This is a genomic window from Halorussus caseinilyticus (assembly GCF_029338395.1).
Lineage (GTDB): Archaea > Halobacteriota > Halobacteria > Halobacteriales > Haladaptataceae > Halorussus > Halorussus caseinilyticus.
The window spans coordinates 74,678-97,081 of the sequence record NZ_CP119813.1; the positions used below are offsets into that span (position 1 = coordinate 74,678).

18 protein-coding genes and 1 pseudogene are annotated in these 22,404 nt (G+C 55.3%); 1 reads left to right on the forward strand and 18 read right to left on the reverse strand.

The window, feature by feature from the left end; genetic code table 11:
• Positions 1-164 precede the first annotated feature (164 nt).
• The 6 genes from P2T60_RS21350 to P2T60_RS21380 all read right to left on the reverse strand — a co-directional run bounded on the left by P2T60_RS21350 (position 165) and on the right by P2T60_RS21380 (position 5,688).
• The gene (locus tag P2T60_RS21350; protein ID WP_276282840.1) at positions 165-986 is read right to left on the reverse strand and encodes a hypothetical protein; all 822 of its coding nucleotides are present in this window, start codon (positions 984-986) and stop codon (positions 165-167) included.
• A gap of 502 nt (positions 987-1,488) precedes the next feature.
• Positions 1,489-2,451 (reverse strand): HNH endonuclease, encoded by a 963-nt coding sequence (locus P2T60_RS21355; RefSeq protein WP_276282841.1) that lies wholly within the window; start codon positions 2,449-2,451, stop codon positions 1,489-1,491.
• Positions 2,452-2,892: 441 nt separating this feature from the next.
• The gene (locus P2T60_RS21360) at positions 2,893-3,081 is read right to left on the reverse strand and encodes a hypothetical protein (RefSeq protein WP_276282842.1); all 189 of its coding nucleotides are present in this window, start codon (positions 3,079-3,081) and stop codon (positions 2,893-2,895) included.
• Positions 3,078-3,311, reverse strand: coding sequence for a hypothetical protein (locus tag P2T60_RS21365; RefSeq protein ID WP_276282843.1), 234 nt, complete (start codon positions 3,309-3,311; stop codon positions 3,078-3,080). Before P2T60_RS21365 ends, P2T60_RS21360 begins: the two co-directional genes overlap by 4 nt.
• Positions 3,312-3,396: 85 nt before the next feature.
• Positions 3,397-4,002 carry a hypothetical protein gene (locus P2T60_RS21370; protein WP_276282844.1) on the reverse strand — a complete coding sequence of 202 codons (606 nt, stop codon included), beginning with the start codon at positions 4,000-4,002 and terminating at the stop codon, positions 3,397-3,399.
• A gap of 1,059 nt (positions 4,003-5,061) precedes the next feature.
• Complete coding sequence (locus P2T60_RS21380; protein WP_276282846.1) at positions 5,062-5,688, reverse strand: DUF6735 family protein; 627 nt, start codon at positions 5,686-5,688, stop codon at positions 5,062-5,064.
• A 144-nt stretch (positions 5,689-5,832) separates the two neighbouring features.
• On the opposite strand from P2T60_RS21380, the gene P2T60_RS21385 reads away from it, so the two are divergent.
• Complete coding sequence (locus P2T60_RS21385; RefSeq protein ID WP_276282847.1) at positions 5,833-7,224, forward strand: ATP-binding protein; 1,392 nt, start codon at positions 5,833-5,835, stop codon at positions 7,222-7,224.
• Positions 7,225-7,641: 417 nt separating this feature from the next.
• Here P2T60_RS21385 and P2T60_RS21390 read toward each other — a convergent pair whose 3' ends face one another.
• The 12 genes and pseudogenes from P2T60_RS21390 to P2T60_RS21440 all read right to left on the reverse strand — a co-directional run bounded on the left by P2T60_RS21390 (position 7,642) and on the right by P2T60_RS21440 (position 22,403).
• A complete protein-coding gene (locus P2T60_RS21390; RefSeq protein ID WP_276282848.1) occupies positions 7,642-8,619 on the reverse strand; it encodes an IS1595 family transposase in 978 nt (325 codons plus the stop codon).
• Positions 8,620-8,959: 340 nt separating this feature from the next.
• A complete protein-coding gene (locus P2T60_RS21395) occupies positions 8,960-9,478 on the reverse strand; it encodes a DUF7342 family protein (RefSeq protein ID WP_276282849.1) in 519 nt (172 codons plus the stop codon).
• Positions 9,479-9,671: 193 nt separating this feature from the next.
• Positions 9,672-9,923 (reverse strand): ribbon-helix-helix protein, CopG family, encoded by a 252-nt coding sequence (locus tag P2T60_RS21400; RefSeq protein WP_276282850.1) that lies wholly within the window; start codon positions 9,921-9,923, stop codon positions 9,672-9,674.
• Positions 9,924-9,989: 66 nt separating this feature from the next.
• On the reverse strand, positions 9,990-10,409 hold the full coding sequence (locus P2T60_RS21405; protein ID WP_276282851.1) for an HVO_A0114 family putative DNA-binding protein: 420 nt from the start codon (positions 10,407-10,409) through the stop codon (positions 9,990-9,992).
• A gap of 25 nt (positions 10,410-10,434) precedes the next feature.
• A pseudogene (locus P2T60_RS22025) lies at positions 10,435-10,587 on the reverse strand (toxin-antitoxin system TumE family protein); the annotation flags it as partial.
• A 7-nt stretch (positions 10,588-10,594) separates the two neighbouring features.
• Complete coding sequence (locus P2T60_RS21410) at positions 10,595-11,125, reverse strand: PIN domain-containing protein (protein ID WP_276282852.1); 531 nt, start codon at positions 11,123-11,125, stop codon at positions 10,595-10,597.
• Positions 11,126-11,863, reverse strand: coding sequence for a DUF7437 domain-containing protein (locus tag P2T60_RS21415; RefSeq protein ID WP_276282853.1), 738 nt, complete (start codon positions 11,861-11,863; stop codon positions 11,126-11,128). It abuts the gene before it with no gap.
• Positions 11,864-11,987: 124 nt separating this feature from the next.
• Positions 11,988-13,250, reverse strand: coding sequence for a phage NrS-1 polymerase family protein (locus P2T60_RS21420; protein WP_276282854.1), 1,263 nt, complete (start codon positions 13,248-13,250; stop codon positions 11,988-11,990).
• A 349-nt stretch (positions 13,251-13,599) separates the two neighbouring features.
• Positions 13,600-17,982 (reverse strand): helicase HerA domain-containing protein, encoded by a 4,383-nt coding sequence (locus P2T60_RS21425; protein WP_276282855.1) that lies wholly within the window; start codon positions 17,980-17,982, stop codon positions 13,600-13,602.
• Positions 17,979-20,174 carry a VirB4 family type IV secretion system protein gene (locus tag P2T60_RS21430; RefSeq protein ID WP_276282856.1) on the reverse strand — a complete coding sequence of 732 codons (2,196 nt, stop codon included), beginning with the start codon at positions 20,172-20,174 and terminating at the stop codon, positions 17,979-17,981. The genes P2T60_RS21425 and P2T60_RS21430 overlap by 4 nt, the downstream gene beginning before the upstream one ends.
• Positions 20,167-21,288, reverse strand: coding sequence for a TraC-like domain-containing protein (locus P2T60_RS21435; protein ID WP_276282857.1), 1,122 nt, complete (start codon positions 21,286-21,288; stop codon positions 20,167-20,169). The genes P2T60_RS21430 and P2T60_RS21435 overlap by 8 nt, the downstream gene beginning before the upstream one ends.
• A complete protein-coding gene (locus P2T60_RS21440; RefSeq protein ID WP_276282858.1) occupies positions 21,288-22,403 on the reverse strand; it encodes a TrbL/VirB6 family protein in 1,116 nt (371 codons plus the stop codon). The genes P2T60_RS21435 and P2T60_RS21440 overlap by 1 nt, the downstream gene beginning before the upstream one ends.
• Position 22,404: the final 1 nt, after the last annotated feature.

The following is a 22,404-nucleotide window of genomic DNA, read 5'->3' on the forward strand; positions in this document are numbered from 1 at the left end:
GTCTCGACGTAGTGAGTCCCGCCGCCGAACATTGGGACGATACTGCGGAGTCGCTCCGGAGGCATACCGGAGTTGTGTTAGAGCCTGATCAAGATATTTTCGTTGTCAAAGCAAGCATAAACACGAAATTATGTTCTTTCTCGTTGGTGGAATAGTCACTAGAACTAGAAATCTGAGAGCGACCGCTGGCGCTCGTAATCATATGGCTCGGTCAATACACCTCGAATTGCTGAATAGTCATGCTGGGCGTGTCGGTTTTCCTCAATGGCCTTATCGACGATTCTTGCTCGGAACCGCTCGTATTCAGGTGACGTCAACAAGTCATCCATATCGACCGTCTGCAACTCCCCATGCCGGGCGAAATAGATCCCGACCTGTGACACCTCCGGGTACTTGCCATCCCATCCCTCCTTTCCATAGGTTCGTCCCTCAACCTCATACAGCTCCCGCTGGATATCCACCAACATATAGTATAACAACAACTGTCGCCAGAATGCTGGCGTAAAGTTTCCCTTCTCAGTTGTTTTGATATCAACTAACAGATCATCAATGATGAAATCACCCTCCCCAGGCAGGATGTGTTGGTGCATCCCAAAGCGTGGATTCTCTATGAGGTGCTCGCCGTCGGTCCAGGCTTGTTCACGGAACAATTGAAACAGACTCGCCATCTCGTCGCGTAGCTCGTCCTCAATCGCGGCGCGATCGACCCACGAGGTAACCACTTCGTCTGGCTGCCAACCAGCGTTCAGCAAGGCCGCTTTTACCACCCCCTCAGTATTCATTCCTGTCTCGATGAACTGCTCAACAACCGTCCGAAGCTCCTCATCATATCGCCAGGTGAGTGGGCTTGGACGTGGTCGCCAGTCTGCCCGATTCTCCAACTGTTCTTCCCACTCCTCTCGATTTGAGGCACGATTGTTCTCGTCCTCCCAAACGAACCCATCAAAACGGAGACTCGAACTGGCGGGTTCTCCGTTGAATTCCATTCGTATTGGTATTGGAAGTCACTCGTGTCTCGACCCCATCGCTCAGCACGGTCCAAAATCTCCGAACCGTCCGTATACGCAGGATGGTTCGGACGGATAATAGAATCACACTGGCGGTACAACCAGACGCGACAGAGGAATTCGACACAGTTGCCTACCAAGCGATGGCTATAACCATTATTTGAGATTTGCAAGTCCGTCTCAACGTCTTGGCCGGGATTCGGATAGCTCGAATCTATCTCGCTACGAACATCGTCGAATGAGATGAACGAAGTTACTCCAGTAACCATGACCGGTAAGAAGTATCCTCGGCTACGTGAAAATAATCTTGTTATTGGAATCTAATCTCGGGGTGACGGAATGTGGTGAGTTCTAAACTGCGTCTAGGCTCGTGGCATTGGCGAGTCGCAGTAAGCAAGTAGATTAGCATTCCGTAGTAACGTGGACTGCGTGACTCATTTAGTTACAGTTAGTGGACGCTGCGTCACTCCGAAGGAGTTTGCTAAGAGCTGTTCTTGAAGCCGTGGAGTTCTCGATGTTTCGCTATGAACCGCTGGTCTGGCCGAAATCGTTCATCGGACGGAAGCCGGACTCTCTTTCCTTCGAGTTGTTTGAACTCGTGGTAGCCATTCCGGTCAGGGCAGTCCCGGACGAGAATTGTGTAGTCGTCTGCAAGTGAGAGCCAACCGGAGTCAAATGCCCAGTGGTGAAGCCGACAGAGCGCTATGCCGTTTCGGATATCATCACGCCCGTTCTGTTCCTTCGGATAGATGTGGGCTGCTTCGACCTCCGGCCGTCCGTCAGGGGTTTCTCGACTCTGTCCACACATCGCGCACGTATCGTCGTACGCTTCTTTGACGAGTCGTGCGAACGCTGCGTCCCGGGCCAGCTGTCGACGTTCTGTGAACTCGTCTTCAGCTTCGGTGAGCCGGGGTTCACCAGCAACGGCTTGCTTCAATTCGGTCTGTGCGTTCTCAATCTCCGCCTCAGATGGCTCATCCGAGCCTTCGTCGAATATGGCGGCTTCGACAGAGCCGTAGTCGTCTACCAACCCTGCAACGCGCTGGTCGGCGACGCGAGTGAAGCCTTGCACGACTGGCCGCCCCTTGTACCCAAGCAGGTTCCAGATATGCTCAATAGCGAGGACGTCCGTGGTGAAGTCCTCGATGGTGAAGATATGCCTACTCCGCGGTTCGTTCCAGAGGAGTCGCCCCACGTCCGAGTTTTCGAAGGTGCGTCGCACGCGTCCACCTGCGATGAACTCCCCGTCGTGATAGAATAAGACGGAATCACCGGATGTCATCTGATCGATTGCGGTCTGTTTCTTACTCGCGTCTGTCTCGGTTGTCCCCCAAATTCTGCGTTCCGTCAACCCCTCCAATTGCGGTGGCACGTCCTCGTAAGCCGTGAGATTGACTGGCGATTCAACAGAGCGTCTGAACTCGTCTCGCCACTCGTCGTTCACCGGAATAAGGTATAGTCCACTAGTGTCGTTCACTAAGCGGTTCGTTTGTCAGTATTCCATTGTGAAGATTTCCTTTCTAAACGTCGTCTCCTGACCTGGATCGTCTCATGGTCGTTCTATGACGACAGGCAGGGTCATTGAGGATAATACCGCGACAGAATCGTTAGAGTGTCTCGCTACTCTGTATTACTCGGAATCAATTTTCCACTGAGTGGGCAAGTACCAGAGGATTACCTCGAGATCGGTTCCTTTCGAGATCTCGACCGAGAGATTCGACCCACCCGAAACGTGTAGTTCGAGGACCTGTGGCCGACGGAAGAGAGTGCCCAATATAATCAGGACTCCAATTAGGATTGGAAGCGTAATAATTCCGATTGCCAGCGCCTGAAGATCGATTTTCCGTCCGTATTCGATGGACGTGATATTCTCGAGAGGGACCTCTCAGAATCCGAGACCACCCGCTATCTTATCGTACTTGATGAGCCGTTCGTTTGTTACGTACCAGTGGCTCTCACCGTATCCAAGAAGCGACTTCAACCACGGAATCAGCCCGGACGATCGGTGTTTGAAGGAATACGATACCTCCTCGCCCTCGACGTGATGCGAGCACTCCGCGACCTCGTCGGTCACCAGCGTCGGCCCGTCGCCGTGGTCGAGGAGGACGTCGGCTGTACCGAGTTGTCCTCGAACTGTTGGAGGTGAAGGACCTCGGCGTCGAGGAGAGGCCCGTCCGTGGCTTCGACTTCTTCGTAGTCCGACTCGGGGGCTGAGAGGAGTCGCCGATACGCGCTCATGATGCGAGTACGCGTTTCGTCGGTCAGGACGCGATCCATCGGAAAGACGGAGTCAATTTCGGTCACGAGTAAGAGCGCGGAGGGAGGGGTAAGAAGGTCAGCCGTGGACGAAGTAGAAGTGAAAGTGAAGAAATTCCCTCTCAGAGAGTGTCTACTTGTTATCCCTACCTGACGAGAGTGAGTCAATAGGGGTTTTTACTTCCTTCTTAAGCATCTCTTCGGCTTCGTTGAATCGGTCGTTATACTCCGCTAAATCGAACTCTCGGTAGTCAACATTTTCAGGCTGTTTGACTGCCCGAGACAGATATGGATTGGTGTCGTGCAATATATTAAAAACATCAAGTAGGATTTCGTGCTGGGATTCGTCAAGAAAAATGGAGACACGGTCAACCGTACTCTTGTACTCGAAGTACAAATCAATCGCATCCTGATGATCTTCTTCGGAAATACCGCCGTGTCCAGCCTTATCGGCAATGCGTTTGTAAGTTCTACGCGTCTCCTCAAGAGTAGAATGCGTCTGAATAAGTGATTCTACTTTTTTGTCCAGATAGTACTCTGCTCGTCTTCTGGCGTCTTCTGATTGAATTTGAGCCTCTAATCGCTCTTCTTGCGCTTGCAGTCTTTTATCTAGTTGGTCACGCTGAGCAGATACTTGCTTCTCAGTACTTTTGAGGTTGAACCACCCCGCAACAAGATATCCTGCGACTGAACCGCCAACTCCAAATAACCCGCTCAAAATGACTGCCTCGGAAACCATAAGATGGCTTCATAAGGGAGAGGTAATAAATGGTCAGTAAGGGCAGATTAGTTCTCATCGGCTAGAGCCCAAGTCATTCAGGGTCTATAACTTCTCCAACTCTACACACGCGGTCACACACCCACAAACACGCGGTCAGACGCGCTCAGGAATCGACGCCCAGAATTGCACACGCCGTGCGCTGGCCACGTGTGCAAAATGCTTCGCGTTCGACCGCGACCGCGCTCGCTCACTCATCCCGATCACGCCGTAGACGTGCTCCTTTATATACGAACTCCTGCTCAGTAACCGCAGAAAACTAGGTCACGGTGGTACGTGTGCAATTTCATGCGCCTCAGGATGACCTATTCGCGCGAGCGTCGATTCGAAATTGGCGTGTCACACGGGAATTAGTAATACCGACTGCAGCCGCCGATATAGACTCGGACGCCACCGCCTTTGAGGTCGTGCTCGACCTATCACCGCCAACGCACTCCAGTCCATGACCGAGGTGTTGGTCACGAACTCGTACTTAGTACCAGTCACTGGCCGCTAGAAGGCTGAAATCAGTAGGTGGCAAAGATATAGTCAAAGACTGAACAGGGTCACAAAGCCACCTGCCTCAGGGTAGTTCGTATTCGACGACTTCTGTCGGGCCACAGTATGGACAGGAGTCTGTCTGCGAGTCGACGGTTGTCCCACAGTACCGGCACTCATAGACGGTCGTTGATTTAGTCTGCCTTGTGAAGAGACGGTGTAGCAGCTGAGGAACGCTCATCGACGTGGCGGCCTCCACGTTGAGTGCTGGCGTTCCGGCGACGCCTCGCCCCATGAGCGTGGGATGACGCCACAGCATTCAATCACGTCGGCGTACTCTCGTAGGAGGCCGACGAGTACGAGTTCGGGGACACCGGCTTGCGCTTGTCGGAGTAACCAGCGTTCGAGGTCGTGTTCAACTGCATCGATACGACTCTGGCCGAACGAATGTCGAGTATTCTCAGTCATTGGTGTGACGCGACCCACGAGGTCGCGCCTGCACCCCTTGCAGGCGCACCAGAAACTCCCCCTGTGCGCCACACCTCACAACACGCCGTTGAGGGGACCGATGACCGCTATCTCGCCAGGACTCCACGTCCGGAGTTTCTCGACGATGTACGCCCGTGCCTCCCCGGGCGTGAGTTCACCGTCGTCAACGCGGTCACCGATGACATCTTTCAACGCTTGGAATTGGCCGTGGCTGTACTCCTCGTCGACAGGTTCGCCGTCCCGCCAACTGACGGACTGGAGGACACCATTCCCTGTCGTCTCCGAGGACTCGACGGTCTCGCAGTCGTACTCAAGGCCAAGCCACCGGGTTCGGTACGCCGTCACTTCGAAGTCCTGTGAGACCACGTAGAAGGCTTCGTGGTGGAGATAGTCAAGATACTCCGAGCAGACTTCGTCCAGCGAGACACCCACGGCAATCGGGTCTGGGTTGACTGGTGTCTGTGACTGTCGGTCCACGGCGTATGCGTCCGCGGTCGTCTCCGTGCTCGATTGCAGGGCTTCGAAGTGGTCGTGAGCCCATTGGGTTGGGTGGTCACCACCGAAGGGCGTCTCTGACGTGAGTTGGTGTTTCAGCTGGTAGTCGAGGGCTCCGTTGTGCGAGTAGTGGAGGGTGTGCGATGCGTTTGGTCGTTCGTAGGCGATGAGTGCGCGATATCCCATTCAGAATCAGCGGGCTAATCGGGTGCGCCCGCAGTCCTGCCGGGCGCACAAAAATCGATAACGGCGCAATAGTAAAATCGTAATTAGTAAAACCGTGATTTAGATAATCGCTAGTATTATCTTCAGTTGGCTCGAAGGAGGGGTATGGCTTATCCGCGCTTTGTTAACCGAGAGGACGAACTTGAGATGTTGCACTCACGGTTCGAGAGTGATACCGCAGAATTGCTCGTTGTGTATGGACGTCGCCGACTCGGCAAGAGCGCACTCGTTCGTGAAGCAATCGAAGACCGAGATGACGCAATCTACTGGCAGGCGACCGAGGAGACCCCGGAAGTACAACTTACGAACTTCATTGAGACTGCCCGTGAGACATTTCCGCTGATTGAGGACATCAAGCGAGACTGGGAAGCACTCCTCCGAGTTCTCGGACGTCAAAATGCAGTTGTCGTTCTTGACGAATTCCCATATCTTATCGAATCGGATGATACGCTGCCCTCGAAGATTCAGCGTGTGTGGGACATGCACCTCGAAGAAACTGAGATAACGCTCGTTCTCGTTGGCTCATCGATCAGTATCATGGAAGAGAAGGTACTGAGTGGTGGAAGTCCACTCTATGGTCGGCGGACAGCCACGATTGATTTGCCACCACTCGAACTTGAAGATGCACGCCAATTCTATCCGGAAGACGACCCGGATTCGGTCATTCAGACATGGGGGGTTTTCGGAGGTACTCCGTACTACTTGCAGGCGCTCACTCCGTCTGCATCACTCACTGAGAACGTGCAATCACATGTGCTCTCAGAACATGGCGTGCTCCATAACGAGCCAGAGTTTCTGTTACGAACGGAGTTTGGGATTCGTGAGCCTCAGACCTACTACACAATCCTCAGAGCGATCGCCATGGGCAAGCGTGAAGCGAATGAGATTGCTGACTTCGCTGGCATCGATTCGAACGCACTCGGGTCATACCTCTCGAAGCTCCGGCGACTCCGATTGGTTGAACGAGATATTCCGGTAACGGCGAACCCGAACTCGACTCGGAAAAGCCGGTATCGACTGAAAGAACCGTTGTTCCGCTTCTGGTTTCGATACGTCTACGGGCGAGAAGGGAAACTCGCACAACTTGGCGAGGACGCCTACGAACAACTCGTTGAGACGACGTTCTCGGACTACATGGGATCAATGTTCGAGATCGTCTGCCAGAATCAACTCCCGTCGTTAGTCCCGAAAACATATCAGGGGATCGGCTACTGGTGGCACAAACATCATGAACTTGACGTTGTCGGGTTGGCGAGCGACGGGACGCTCGTCGCTGGTGAGTGCAAATACACGACCCGAGAAATGACAGAAGGCGATTTAGCCGACCTCGAACGAAGTGCAACACACGTCCAGTGGACGCCACCGAACGGCGGGTCGCCCGACTACCACTACTGCTGTTTCTGTCGGTCTGGCTTCTCAAATGGACTTCAACAGACTGCAGACGAGCGAGATGATGTCTCGCTGTTCACACCCACCGATATCGTAGAATCTAGTTAATAGAGTTTACGCGCTTCCTCCCACCCCTAAAGGAGGGTTTCCGCGCTGTACTGCTGTGGTGGCTCAAGATGGCTGAATCGTCCACAGGGTGGGAATGAATGGGGCCGGGTGCTCGCGTCCGAAGGACATGGTTGGCTCTGTGAGCGACTATCTGTGCCGACTGGTGCTGAGAGGCACAGATATCTTACAGAGTGACCGCGAGCGCCCGAGGGCGTTCGAGGATAGTGTCGCTATTGTGTCGAGGAGCCCCCAACTTAACCAACAGTCGCTCCCGACTAGTACCGTTGGTCTTTTCTCTCGTAATGCATTATCGAGATGGTCAACAAGAAGTGTGCTACCTGAACAGCAGCTTGTTCAGCGAGCAAGTTGCATTGTAACTCGGAAAGACCAACGTGTGTTGGTTAATAATTTGCGCTCTTATGTAGAATTGCGGAAAGTCCCGATAACGAGACAATCAATGGTTGAGTCGACGGATTTGCCAGCCAGGATGAGTGAGCGAACAATGCCGAAGGTGCGAGCGGCCTGTTCCAAGCCCTGCTTGGACAGGCCGCGGAACTTCCGCAGCCATGGTTGAACAAGCGAAAACAGGCACTCAGCCTGGTTAATGTGGACGCCGTCGGGCGATACGTACCGTTCCTTGTGCACGACGGTTCGATGGTCACGCTCCATCTCTCGGTAGGCTTGGAGACCGTCGGTCCAGACCTCTCCCAGTGGCTGGGAGAGGTCTTCAGCCGCCTGAATCACTGGCTCAAGATCACCGTCGTAGTCGATGCCGAGTTGGCCGCGGATCACGCGAAGCGAGTCGCGGCACGCCGCGACGAGCGTCAGTTGATCACCGTGACGCCCTCGCCAGCGTGATCGGCCTCTCTGGGACGAGCCGCCGCGAGAACGGCTGTGCCGCGGCGGCTCTTGTCCTTTGTAGCCCGAACAGACCTCACCAGATTCGTCGACTTGTATCGGTCCGTCGATGGTTTGGTTGAGGAGGCTCCAGACGACGGGGAAGCCGCGATGGATCGCGGCTTCCACCTCCCGAATCGCCGTGTGAATGGTTTTGTAGGCTCGCCCGAGCAACGGCGCGATCTGGTTGATACTGAGCAACGTATCGGCGTAGAGCGTGAACGCGAGAAGCACCTCTCCTGTGGTGAGGTGCTTCTCGTGGAACGGCGTTCCGTAGGTGTAGACCGGCTTGAAGTTGCAGTCTCGGCACCACACGCGGTCGAGATGCGGCCACGTTTGAACAGCGGTGTGTCCGCACCGTGGACAGGACGTGTTCTCCCAGAATTCCTTGAGTCGCTGCTCGATGCGGGCATCGAGCGGCTCGGTGTCGATCTCGACGGCGCCCAGCTCGATCAGCTCTCGAAACATTGCGCCGAACGCTGGCTGAGCAGACGACATACTCCCAGATTATGGCTGGCTCAGTGTAACTACAGGGGCTTTCCGTAGCTCTACACAAGAGCGATAATTTGGGCTTGCTGGAATTGTCTGCTGTTGAGAGACGTGACTCGGGAGAGCAATGCAGTCCCAATACCGCACGTTTATATCGAGTGGCTAGAACCAGTCAAGGCGTGGGATACCCTGTTTTCCCCAAATCCCCCATTTGGGTCTCCCACACCTGAGCCTTTGGGGTATGCACCGTATAGTGAGGCAATCACCGAGCCAATTCGTTCTTTGATACGACGAGGACCTTCTTACCAGAGGAACCCACGACAACTAAACAATAGCACAATCGGTCTGACTATCTTCTATGCGGGTGTTTCGTGGATGACTCTTCGGGAGGCGACTTAACTCCGAGTGTCGTGAGCGAATTCTTGAGGCTGATTGCGAGTTGCAATGCTTCATGCATCTCGATATTGTACGCCCACTCGTCGATAATTTCGAGGCGTTCACGTCGACCCTCACTATCGAAGTCGTCACGGCTGACGCTCTGGCGCAGTTCTGTGAGTGACTCAACCTCGTAGGTGTCCTTCCATGTATCAATCTCCTCGCCAATTGCGTTGAGTTCCCGTGAGAGTTCGTCGAGTGGGTGTGTTTCTGCAAGTTCACGGACCTCACGGAGGAACTGCGTGACGCGATCTAGCTTGTAACTCCGTTCCTCGGCCGTCTCGACGACCTCCAGATTGCCTTGTTCGACCATCTGCTCAAGATACGTCACAGCAATCTCGCGTGGGACGTCTGCCTCCCTAGCAACCCACTCCGCAGTACGTGGCTCAGTCTGCGTTAGCGCGACATGACGGACACGTGCTGACGTATCCATGTTCTCGGGCCATGTTGGTGTTTTCGTCGTCATAACTCACGTGGGCAGTCACTCTGCTTGTTCAGAGCGTTCGACTCTCGGTAGCGCAACGAATCTCCGTGTAAGAGACGAAGCAATCGAGTAGCAGAGGAAAACGGAGAGAAACTCGTTACGCATACCTGTATACGTGAACCAGGATTAGTGGCTTCGACATTCATGCATCGAGGCCCCACTGGACATCATCCTCGACTGCTTCAACTTCGCGTTCTGCACGCTTGATTTGGTCTCGACCGACAAGTTCGATTGCGGTGTCTCGGTCAATTTCGCCATCCAAATACTGGGATAGTACGACGTCTATCCAAAGGATCTCGACACCACGCTCGAAGGCCTGTTCGAAAATCTCGGACTTGGAGAGACCTCGTACCTCAGAAATCTCCTGAACACGCTCCGTGATGGTCTCCGTCATAGTGGAATATCACTCCGTTCCTTCATAAACGCCATCGCAACTGTCTAACAATTTTGAAATTGGTGGTTAGTCTGCGCTTGCGGGTGTACTCTCTGTATCCCCGTCCTCAAGGAGAGGGTAGTCGATGTGCATCTCGATTTTGTCGAAGGGCACAACTGGCTGGATTGCACCACCAGGGCCGCCCTCTTTGAGTTCGAGAATCCCGAGTACCTCCAAGTGCTTCAAATCTGAATGAACATCGGACACATCCCGGTCGACAAGGCGGGCGGCCTCACGCATACTCTCAGGTTGGTCGTTCGCAATTGCTTTGATGAGTTCAAGCCGGAGTGGCGTGAGGCTGTCGACGAAATCATCGTAGGTGCCAAACTGGAGGACGGCACGTTCGTCGCTCGCTTCTAACTCGTCTTCTTTGGCGTGTTGGATGAAGTTGAGGGTGTCCTCACGGAGCTGTGCTCGGTCGCCGACGGTGATGTGGAGTGTAGTCATGATTGGCTGTGGATGCTATTACTGTTTAGTAGGGGCGTGGTGGAGTGCCGCCGATTGTTTCCCAGTACTCGTCGGCACTCGCCCAGAACTCAACGATGAGTTCCGCCATACCTGGAAACTCCACGTCAGTATCGCCAGCGGCGGTGTGGAGTTCGTGGCCTTTGATGTCTTCGTACGTCTTCAGACTAAATCAGCCGCATTGAGCTCCCAGCATCATCCCCGATGACATCTGTAAGTCCGCACACGGTAATCACATCCGTATAGCCCTGTGCGGTCACTGCATTTTTCAATCCCTCTCTAGCTGGTTGATCATCTGTGAGGACAACGACGTTTGGCTCTGCGCGGTCGCGAACGTACTGGACGACAAGCCCTGCAAGAATTGCGTCTGTCTTTTCAACTTCATGTTCGGCCTGCCCAGTTTCGCTTGCAATTGTTCGCTTGGCAATATCGCTTGCCGCAACAGCATCCCCATCCGTCGGATCTGGTGCATCTATTATCTCCGCCCATCCTTCCTCAAGCGCTGTCTGTACGCGGTCTGTCTGTGGTCCACCGAGTTCACCGATCACCCGGCGTGGGAGTTTTAGCACAACATCAGCTGTCTGGACCGCGCGTTGGAACCGGCTGTACTGTGGTTTCGATGGGCGACCAAGTGCGATGAACACGTTCGCATCAACGAGAACAGTCGTCGCATCCGACAACGGAGTATCCTGACCCATCTATTCTTCTCGCTCGTCGTCCTGTGGTTCCGCTGGCGTCGTCTCCGTCTCCTTGGGGTCGGGAAGGTCCATCTGGTCGTGGACATCAGGGAAGAGGTATTCGAAGTAGGGGTCGTGGTCACGTCCCACTGCGAGCGCGGGCACTAGCGCGTACACGATCAGCATCGCGTCGGCGTCCCGCACGTCGATATCGCTCGCAACCATCCGTTGGGTGGTCTTCCCTGCGAAGTGGAGTCCTGCGCCACGGAGTGCCGCGACGAGTTTGCCGATGCCATGGCGGTCCACAAAGTACGCGACGTCTTCGTCGACCTCCTGGAGCGCAAAGGCGTGGAGCACAGTTGGCGTGATGATGATCGGGAGCTGTTGTTCAACAAGAACGAGTGGCTCGGCAGTCAACTGCTGGGGCCGAGTCGACCCATCACGGTCGATAAGTCCGAGGTCAACCAGTCGGTCGACGTATTCGTAGGTGGTTGATTTCGAGAGGTCGAGATTATCCATGACCTCTGGTGGCGTAACTGGCCCCCAATAGCAGACGTACACGTACACACGGGCGAGTGCTGGCTGATTGAGAAGCTCGACAACGGTCTCTAATCCAGGGGCGTTTCTGGCAAGCGCTTCCGGTGTCAGCGTCTCCTCATTCAACATGTCGGTTGGGGGTGGGTCTCGGATGTCAATCCCTCCGTCTGGAAGAACGCGGTTTTGCTGTGGGTGAGTCATATCTACTAGTTCAAAGTCCATGAACTTCAGACTACTGGTGGTCAATGGTATTCTCTCTACTGTCGTACTATTCGTGTTCTCAAGCTATCGTCGTTCCCAAAGTCTCGTCCAAGGTGTGCCTCACCCTTCAGGCGCACAAAAACTATCACTCGGAGTCGTTTCCGAACAATCGCTTCGTCCGACCCCAGACAGACTCCGACTGTGATTCTTCATCGTCTCGATTCCCACCACCAACAACAGGCTCCTCGTGGGTTTGATCTGTCGCTTGGTCACGCTCCGTGAGTTCAATTGTGAGTCGCTCAACTTCTGCTTCGAGTTCCTCAATACGCTCGTTCTTCCATTCGAGAAGCGTCTCTAGCTCCTCGACACGCTCGGTTAACAGCCGATTCTTCTCGGTGAGATACGCTTGACTCCGCTTAGACCCGTCACGGCCAGCATCGGCAGAGGAGTCCCCAGTCGAGGTAGAGTCCTGAGGCGAGTCCTCTCTCGGTTCTAGGTCGTAGAACGCCGACGTATTCCCTACTGCTCGCTCAATCGTCTTCTCGCCGTACGTTGAGCCATCGGCGTAGTGGACCTCATCCCATTTGTCACGAAGTAACCCCGACTGGCGGAACAATTCGTCCATCCGTGTGTGGTCGCCACCAGTCCAGAACGCCAGCATGTTGCAGAGCGCCATATCAGCCTCCGACTGACTATCGTATCCACCCGTATTCCCCTTCCAAAGACGCTCAAACTTCGCGCCATTCGACGCATTCATCGCCTTCTCCAGCAACTCCTCGTCCGCAAGATCCACATCGACGCTGGATGGTCCATTCGTCGTGGACTCTTCGTCAGTGCTCTCACGCCGGTCAGGTTCGGCCTCCGAACTATCGTCGGTGTCTTGGACGTACTCACGATGAATGGCCGTGAGCGCGTCCTGCCGTCGTGCAACACACGACGGCGTCTCCTCGACGTGATCACCGGTCACAGTAAAGAAGCGCGCCGTCTCGTACAACTCGAAACTCCCACGCCGATTCCGACCATCAGGGAGGCCACCCTTGATGAGCACGTGGTAGCCAGTTCCGGATGGTGAGACCTCTGTGTACGAATCGAGACGCTCAATAATGTCACGTGCCGCCTCGTCAACCTCCTCGGTTTCGGGGTCCCGACAGTCGTCGAGGTCCACCCCCACAATTGGATCATCATCGGTGAACACGAACCCGACGCCATCAGCATTCCCCGATTCGACGTAGTCAAACGCGGTCTCCAATCCCGTCCACGTCTCCGAGTCCGTCGAGGATGCGAACCCACCCGACCCAGGAGTTACTGGAATCTTCGTCGCCTTCCCATCCCGTTGCTCCTCCTTCCAGCACACCCATTGCTCGCGTTCACACAACTCGTCTGGTAGGACATTTACATCAACACTCACTCGAAGTCACCTCGCATGGCTCTCGCCCCAAGCGAGCCACCAGAAACTACCCACCATCTCTCTTCCCTCTTTCAATCCGCGAGTTCCAACGGGGACCCCCCGTTCTATAGTAGTTGGTTTTTGCTGTAACAGAATCTGCCGTCCTGACGTACACTCCCTGAGTTGCGTTTGAACAGCATTTACGGCATTTCGAAGGGCTGGTTTACGTGTTACGGCAATCCACCTATTGCCGTAACACGACGCCGTCTTGCGTTTTTCCCGAGATTGCTGGCCGACGGACATCTGGGCCTGTTGCCGTAACGTAGAATGCTGTTTGAGGCGTTCACCTAGCTCAAAATGGCTGAATCCGCTATTCATCTTCTTCCTCCTGTTGTTGGAGTGCGATGCCATCGTAGCACCGCACTTGTGACCCACCTTTCCGCTCAGTTGTTCGCTCGAAGGTCACGTGATTGCCGAGACGACGACCGAACCAACTCTTTGAGTCCGGATCTACATCATGGGTGTCAGCCCACGTTTCGTAGACCGTGTACACCTCTGCAGAGGTGACTGATTCGGCTTCGTCCTCACGGACACATTCGGCTGCAAAGCGCCCGATTGCGGCGTCCGGATCTTCCTTCCAGTTCTCATCCTGTAAAGGAGTTGCAGACACCTCAAAGTCGTCAGAAGTAGGTTCATCCGGTGTCTCCGGTTCTGTAGTCTCTAGAGTCTGACCAGACTGGGTTCCATTCTCAAGAGAGTCTGGAGAGCCAACGGTAAACGATGTGTCGAGCAGGGATTGGGTTGAACTCGTTGTACCGTTTTTGTAGAACACCGGGTCACCGTCCATCGGGAGAATTATGATTCCGTACGCATCATTCCCGTAGGTTGAGTGTGGAAGCTCATCCTCGGGGACGAACGGCTTTTTGACGGGAACCCAGTCCTCCTTAAATGCGACTTTTGACTCGTAGGTAGATGTCTCGCCGCGAGCGTGGACGAGGTACTCGTTTGCAGTCTGGTCGTAGCTGTATATCGCTGGTACTCGGTCTTTAGTTACGGACGCAAGCGACGACGTTCGGAGATGCTCTGTTTCAGTCTCGTCCCGGAGGATGATTGCATCATCCTCCTGCAGCCAAACCGTGCGGTTTGTATCAGTTTCTTCTGCGATAGGACGGACGGCAGTCACTCCGCCGTCTTCGGTCGCACCACCGTTGAACGTGAGGTTAGAGTCGTGCGTGTAGAATTGTGTTTCACCACTCTGGAGGTGTCTGACTGGTGGAGAGAGAATTCCTTCAACTCGTTCGGCCCAGGCCGTTTTCGACGAACCGGGACGAACGATGAACAGCGGTATTTCCGCTGTCTTCTGGGCTTTCTGGAAATTCGTCAGCACCTTTACGGGGTTCTCTGGTGTTGTCGTCTCGACCTCGATTGCGAACGTCTCCTCGATGTCCGGGTGGGTCGCTCGTGCGTCGGGTTTCTCATTTCCGTCTTGAGAGAGTATCGTGACGGTGAACCCGAGCGCCGTCAATTCCGCCTCGATTTCGAGGAGTGCATCGTCGTGGTCACTTCCTCCGGCGGCTTGGACGCTTCCAGTATCCGGGGTCGCTATGTCTTCACCCGCCTCGGTGAGTCGGATGACAATCTCGTCGATATCGATGTCGACGGTTGTCTCGAGGAACCGCGAGCGCTGGCGAATTGTCGCTAGTTCCTCGTACGATGGTGCGTCCGCGTCGACATCCTCGAACAAATACCGGAGTTCATCATCGACTGTTTCGACTGCCACCCATCCATTCTCCTCCCGAACGTCCTCTCGAAGTTGGATACCTCGCACGACCTTCGAGATAGCGACATCCAACTCGTCGTCACTTATGTCGAGGATTTCGTGAAGTTCCGCAGGTGTGTCTGTACGTGGCTCACCAGTAGTTTCGGGAACCCCGTATTCCTCCTGAACGCGTTCATGTATTGCCGACAGCGTCTCGGTGAACTGTTGTTCTTCTCGTGGTGTGAGCGGGTGGTCACTCTCGGGATGGCCTGCTGGAATCGGGAGGGGTTTAAGACTGAACGGATACGGACCGGTCTTCCCAAATGTCGGACTTGGCAAGTTGGCGATCCATTCACCACGGGGGAGCGACCGAATCCGGTTGGCGAAGTCGTCCGGGTCCATCTCCTCGTGAGCCATCGCTCGGGCTAACTCTCGGTCGACGTTGACGTTCCCGACGAGCGAACTCCCGATGTTGTTGAGGACGTTCAAGTACATTCGCCGACCGCCTGCTGATTCGATTTGTTCGGGGAACTGCATCGCCAACCCAACCGAAAGCCGGAAACTCCGTCCTTTTTCCAGGAGGTCATTCATGATGTCGGAGACCACGAGTGATGCCGCCTCATCAATGAACAGGTTAACTACGTAATCATCCGGATACTGGCCAACGTTCTGCTTGCGTTCTTTGAGCGCATCTTGGAGATTACTCAGTATCAGGCCAGTCATCAAGTGCGCACCGTCGTCGCGCAAATCGCCAAGGTCGAATATGATGACCGTATCCTCGTCAAGGATATCCCGAAAGTCGAATCGATTCTCGGTGTTATTGAACACCCGGCGCAGATGGCTATTCTGCGAGATATACGCAAGACGATTCCCGACACCACCAACTACGTTCTTGAACGCACGCTCATCAAGGTCGAGTTGCCGTCGAATCATCCGGGTGTCTTCCTCATCGCTTGACTGGGGAGCCTGCTCAAAGTCGGGGTTCGGTGGCCCTGCATTCTGAAGTTGGTCAACGGCGTTTTCCAGTTGCCGGTGGGCGAAATAGTCGACTGACTCTCGGTAAACACCGTTCTCACGGCCGTGTTCCTCGTCAAAGAGCGCCTTGATAAGAGTCTTCATCAGGTTGTTCGACACGGTGACTCGGTCATATTTGTCTTCGCCCATTGCGAGCTTCAGAATCTCTTCGTAGTGGTCGGCCTTGCGTTGGACAGCATCGACACGCCGTCGGCCGTTTGCTAGCGAGGAGGTGAGGTTGAAAAACGAGAAGCCGGGGAGTGTATTCGGGATATCGAAGTGAATCACGTTCTCTTCAAGATCTGTCATTCCGAACCGGCGGGCATGGGCACGCATGTAGTTCGTGGCCATCCCGTCTCCTTTCCGGTCGATGAGAATGGTCGGCCCGCTCGTGTTCTCGTATAGCGAGAGAGAACTGTTACTCGCTAAAATTGACTTTCCTGACCCTGTTGTTCCATATATGCCGTAGTGGACTGGCAACAGGCTCGACGGAATGTGTACGGGGGTGTCTTCGGGTTCACCGTCTTCGTCAAGCGCGTAGCCGATCGCCATTCCATCACGGAACTCACGCATCAAATCCGGGTGTGGACGTGGGAGTGGATTGCGACTCCGTTGTTCCGCCCGTGTTCCTCTGATTCCTTCGACGCTGAGTTGTTCACTCGATGGAACGAGAATGAAGTTCGCTAGTTCGTCTGCATTCAACACGAGGTCGGGCCGGGTCTTTCCGCTATCCGTCAGGAGTTCTCGGTCGAGAATGCGTTTGAGGGCCTTGCGAGCGTTCTTCGTTTTGGTCTTCTGTCGCCAGCCAGCGTGGCGGAATCGCTGGCCTTCAACCTCGTAGAATTTCCCATCAAGCGGGTCGAAGACTGGGGCGAGCGACTCCATCTTCGACTCTAGTTTCGCCGTGGCATCCTCGCTCGTTGGGACTGTGACTGCTCGTAGGTTGACCGTGAACGTTCGCTTTGGGTTCTTCTCGGAGATCCGCTCAATGCGGTTCTCCACAGTCTCACCTAATTCTCGGTCTTCCGTATCGATGGATTCACTTTCGAGTAGTGGTCCAATCCATCGCTGACTCCATGTATCCCGACCGTCTTTCAGGTCCTCTTGTCGAAGCTCTGCGTCCGAAACCCAACTCGGTCGGCGCTGGAAGAGCGCTTGGAATCCAATCGGATGCTCGGAGCTACTTAGCTCGTCAATGAGCACCGCTAGCGGTGTTCCCGTCGACTCACTTGTCGAGTCGGATGTCGTGGACTCGGAGTCGGTGTCGTGGGTAAGCGTCGTCATCCAGTCGTCTTTCCGGGTGGCGACACCACGCCACCGCACACCTATCGGTTGGAGGTAGTCAATCGCTTGGCGAGCCAGAATCGTGCCATCCGTCGTGAGTGTTGGTTTCCGAACCGAGGTCGGTAGAAAACCCTCGGACCCCGTCTCTTGAGCGTCGATTTGGAAGAGACCTGTCTCGGTCTCGACCACGGTATCGGCGTCTGAATCGATATTAGCTTCAGTCGATTCCGATAGTTCCGCGGAGGTATCTACGGCGTTCGAATCAGGCTCAGTGGTGGTGTCTGGGTCACTCTCGACCTGCTCGTCCTCGGAAAACTCGTAGAGCAATTGACCACTATCGAGGCTCTCTCTGAACTCTTCGCGTTCGTATTCAGTTGGTGGAATGAGCTTTGTCGCGGGGTCGATCTTGACCCGGTTGATGTCGAACGTCGACGGATAGATAGAGCGAAGCCGTCGTTCGAGAATATCGAGATGGTCGTCTGCCCCGTAGTAGAACTCGACGGGAGCGTCCCGTCCTTCACTAATCGCCAGAAACTCGAAGCGAAGTGGCTGTGTTGATTTGAGGGGATTAACTTTCTCAAGAAGGCCAGATGTCTCTTCAGTCGTCAATTTGTGAAGGCTGGCGAGGACCGTTGAGACGTTGCTGGCTGGAAGTTCCTCGGAGGTTGGTGTCACGCGAAGGTATTCGCGTTTCATCGCGGTTGGTCCACCTCCGACCCGCCATCCGTTTCTGTCTCGACTCCCGGGCTCGAATTACTCGAAGCCCGCTGTTGGAGGTCCTCACGGAACGCTTGAACCTCCGGATCGACTGCATCTCGGTCCGCACCGGGAAGTGATTCTCGTGTCTGTTCGGTCGGGTCGAAATCGATAACCTGCTTTTCTTTGTCCATTGCTTGGACCTTGATGCCGCGCCATTCACCGTCGACGCCGACGAGCGCCTCGGAGAATCCAGCGTCCTCATTGCCGGGAACCGCATCCTGCACGTAGCGCATTTGCGCGTAATTCAGGCCGAACTCGTCGGCCCACTCCTCGTCCATCCCATCGAGTTGATGGAACTGCTTGACCGCACACTGGTCGAGAATCGCCTCGCTTTCGGTGTGTTCGAAGAACTCGTCGACGGTCTGGGTGACGAGCCGAATCGAGAGGTCGTGATGGCGGTGATGTCGGAACACCGTCTCAAGGAACGCAAGGCTCGCGGCGTCCTGCATGATGTACCGCGCCTCGTCAATGACGAACACGACCTCCTTGTCCGTCTCTTTCGCTCGTTCGTACACGAGCGAGATGAGCAACTGCATGGTGAGTGCCGTACTGCTATCGACGCTGCCTTCCTGCTGGGCGAGGTCAAGGTAGATGACTTTCTCGTCGCGGATGTCGAATTCCGAGGAGCGCCCGAGATTCCCGAATCGGCCGTCGTCCTCGAAGGGGCGAAGCTGGTCAAGAAGCCACGTCGCGTCCTCACGAATCTTCCCGGCCTCTTCGTCAGACCGGACGACGAACTCTTCGGGGTCGTCGACCATGTCCTCGAAGATGTCCATCATATCCCTGATGGTCGGACTGAGGTTGCTGTGCGTCGAGATGTCGTCGGTGATGTCGTTGCGCTTGTAGGCGCGCTTGAGTCCGAGTTCGAGCGTCGTCCGACGGTCACCGAGCGAGATACCGCGCAGTGCGAAGAAGTTCGTCAGGAAGCTCATCGCGTCGTCGAGCTTCTCGTTGAACGGGCTCGCGTCCTCACCCATTGCTCGCTGGACATGGTCGGGTGTTTGGCGAATCTCCAGGGGATTCAGGCCGAGTGTCCCACCGACCGTAATGCGTTTCGCATCGAGTGCTTCGGAGACGCCTGCCCAGTTGTTGAGTGGTTCGAGGATGATGCCGATGCGGTCCTTGCTTTGCTCGATGGAGCGGATGAAGTTCTGTTTGGAACTGAACGACTTGCCAGACCCCGTGTCGCCGACAGTGAACATCGCGTACCCGTTATCACGGGCGAACGGGTCGATGACGACCGGGCTCTGGTTATCCTTGTGAATCCCGAACTCGACCCCGCCCTCTTCGAGGATGGTCGCGTTATGTGGCGACGAGAGGAGTGCGCCCACCGCGCCACCGAGGGCGATGGATTCGCGGCCAAACTCGTTATCGCCGATTGGGGCAGCCGACTGCAGCGCGAGGTCCTGCCGACAAATCGCGGTCTTCGGCGTGAGGTTCACTGGGTCGTCTCGAAGGGCACTCTTGACCTTCTGGACCGAATCCCTGAGGTCTTCCTTGTCGTCGGCACGAACCGTGACGAACATCCCCTGGTCGAAGACGTTCGCACCGCTCTCGACGGCCTTGTAGGTCGCAGCGGCTTCGTTTGCTCGCTCCTGTAGATACGCACTGCGGACGCTCTGCTCGAGGTCGGCGTCGACTTGGAGGTCATCAGCGATATCCTGTAGTTCGTTCCGCGCTCGTTGCTGGTTCTTCGGGGTGATGTGCGCTGTGAGGTCGAACTCAACGTCAGTCAACTCGAAGAGGTCGCTCAGATATCCATCGCTCGGGTAATCGGCGTAGTCAGCCATGTATAGTGTCGTCGTCCACTGCTCGCCAACGCGTGCGGATCGTGTCCCCCACTCGATGGCTGCTGGCGCGGTCACCGTCTTGTGTGACTCGGAAATATCGTCAAGGAGTTGGCCCTCCGCGTGGCTCTCCTCAAGCGTCTCCTCATCAAGAACATCCGAGAAGTCAACTTCTGGCTCGTCGTCGGCGGTGTGTCGGTCCCAGAGGAGTTTACCGGCGACTCCGAGGACCACAACCAGTAGGAGGTAAACCGACGCACCTCCGGGTGACGTTGGGTTCAGAAGCCACTCTGTGAGCTGGCTGAAGGTCCCGCCACCCGCCTGCAGGACGACGTTACGCATTGGTCTCGTCCTCCCGGCGCGAGTGGCCGATGATCGGTTGCTCGCGAACGACGCGCTCGGCGTCGTCGTAGTCGTGCTCCCGTCCGTTCCAGAAATCCATGTTCAGGACGAACAGTTCAACTGTACTGAGCCGACGAGCAGACCAGCCGGACGCCTGCTGGATGAACTCGGCGCGAACGTCGTTGACGCGGCTATCGAGTTTCTCGAACATCTGGGCGCGACGTTCGACATCGGTGAGGTCCTCACGTCGCGTTACGAAGGGATTGAACAGGAACCCGATGACAGGGAACTTAGTTAGTTTCTCGGCGGGCGTCCCTTCGTCTCTAAATCGGTCGTAGACCTCTAGCGGCGTCACCTCGACGCCAATGTAGTAGCGAACTTGCTGGATGCCTCGGTCACGCATCTCCTTGGGACGCGTCTCACGGTACTCTTCGAGGAGTTCCTGGAAGATCGGGTTCTGCTTGACGTCTTCGTCGTTGAGTCGGTCCTCGATGGTCTCGGTGATCTGCTCAACCGGGAATGACCGGGTTGTCGCGTGGAATTTGAGCTTCGAGTCGAGTTCCTTGTTGGCGAACTCTTCGCCCGCTTCTTGGAGTTGCGCCCAATCATCGGACATGGCGAAATCCATGTTTCCTGGATCAATCTCGATGAACGCCTCCATCGTGCCGTCTGACCGCTGAATTGCACCCGCGCCCGGCCACGCCCGCTCGACGTTCGTGAGGTCCTGCGTTCGCTCGTCCGGTTTGAACGGTGTGTAGTTTGCGAGTCCGCCGTCGTTTCGCTCTGTCTCGTTTGTACTACTGTCTGCTTCCTCCGGAGCACTGAACGTAACTCGCGGACGCCTGACGTAGCGGTAGACGTCCTTCGTCCACGTCCACGCATTCAGGTGGTCGGGAGAGACGTAGATGACAGCAACGCCAAACCCGAATCCGCCCGCTACGAACGGGAGGGCGAGTGATTCGATTCCGGTGAGGCCAGCGATGAACAGGCCGATAATCGGGAAGGCAATGAGCACACCGACATCCCCTTCCTCGATGCTGAGGTAGGGAATGCGGCTCTCTTCGCCGAACTGGTTCATGATGCGCCGTGCGGCTGCGTCTGGGTCTGTCGACATTAGTGAATACCTCGATCATACTCCATTCCGCGTTTGTCACTCGATGCATCTGCTGTGGACCCGCTCGGATCATTCTCTGTCCGACGGTACGACGGTGTACCCCCACCCTCGCTTCCGTGCCCTCCTCGATCGGCAGCTTTCTGTGCTATGGCTTGACCGGCTGCTGCTTTCGGCCCCCAGCGCGCTGCGGTCGTCGCGACGCCAGCGCCGCCGACATACGCACCGGCTGCGACACCGCCGATAAGAGCAGCACCTTTCGTCGCACCTCCCACGACCTTTGCAGTCAGCGGAGTCGCGTACTTGAACGTCTTCCAGGTCACATAGAGGGCGACGAACGGTAGGGACGCAGCGACAAGGTACTTGAGAAATGCTGTACCTGACGTTAGCGAGTCTCCAGCGTATATGAGGTCGTATCCTTTGAGAACCATTGCTGTTGGGAGTGGCAGGACAGCTAAAGGAACGAATCGTTTGGTGAATCCCATTGCGATATCCGAAATAATGGGGATATTTCCATAGGCGAGGGCGAACGCAATCGGCATTCCGTACAGGTAGACGTAGAGTAAGATCATACGAATGTAAAATAGGGCCTCCAAAGCCCACATCGAAACTCCACCAAAGAAGGCGAATAATAGGCCCAGACCAGGGTTGGTGATGGATACACCCAGGAACTGTAGCATTGCTGCAGCTACTGAGGAGAGGTCAGGCATCAAGGCGATAGTGAATCCATCAACCAGAAACAACGTGATAGCACCAATCCAGTACCACGTGATTATCAGGAATGCACCGACCCATGCCGTTTTCTTGGTTTTTCGGGCTTCGTAGGCACTACCCACGTTGAATATTCGAATAGTATGACGGCCCTGTACGCTCATTACGAGCAGTAGCAGAGCAATGAGCATAATTTCGCCACCGACGAGTCCATCTTGAATCGCTGGCCACGGTGCATTACTTGGCTCACCGAAGATGAACGTTCCATCTGTCTGTGGTGTTGGTGTTCCAAACATCTCCTCGGTCAGAGTCTGATACCCTGACCGGAGTCCGTCCATGAATAGACCAATAACCCACTCAACGACGTCCTTGAACCCTTCCAGTACGACATCTATCAGGTCCACCATC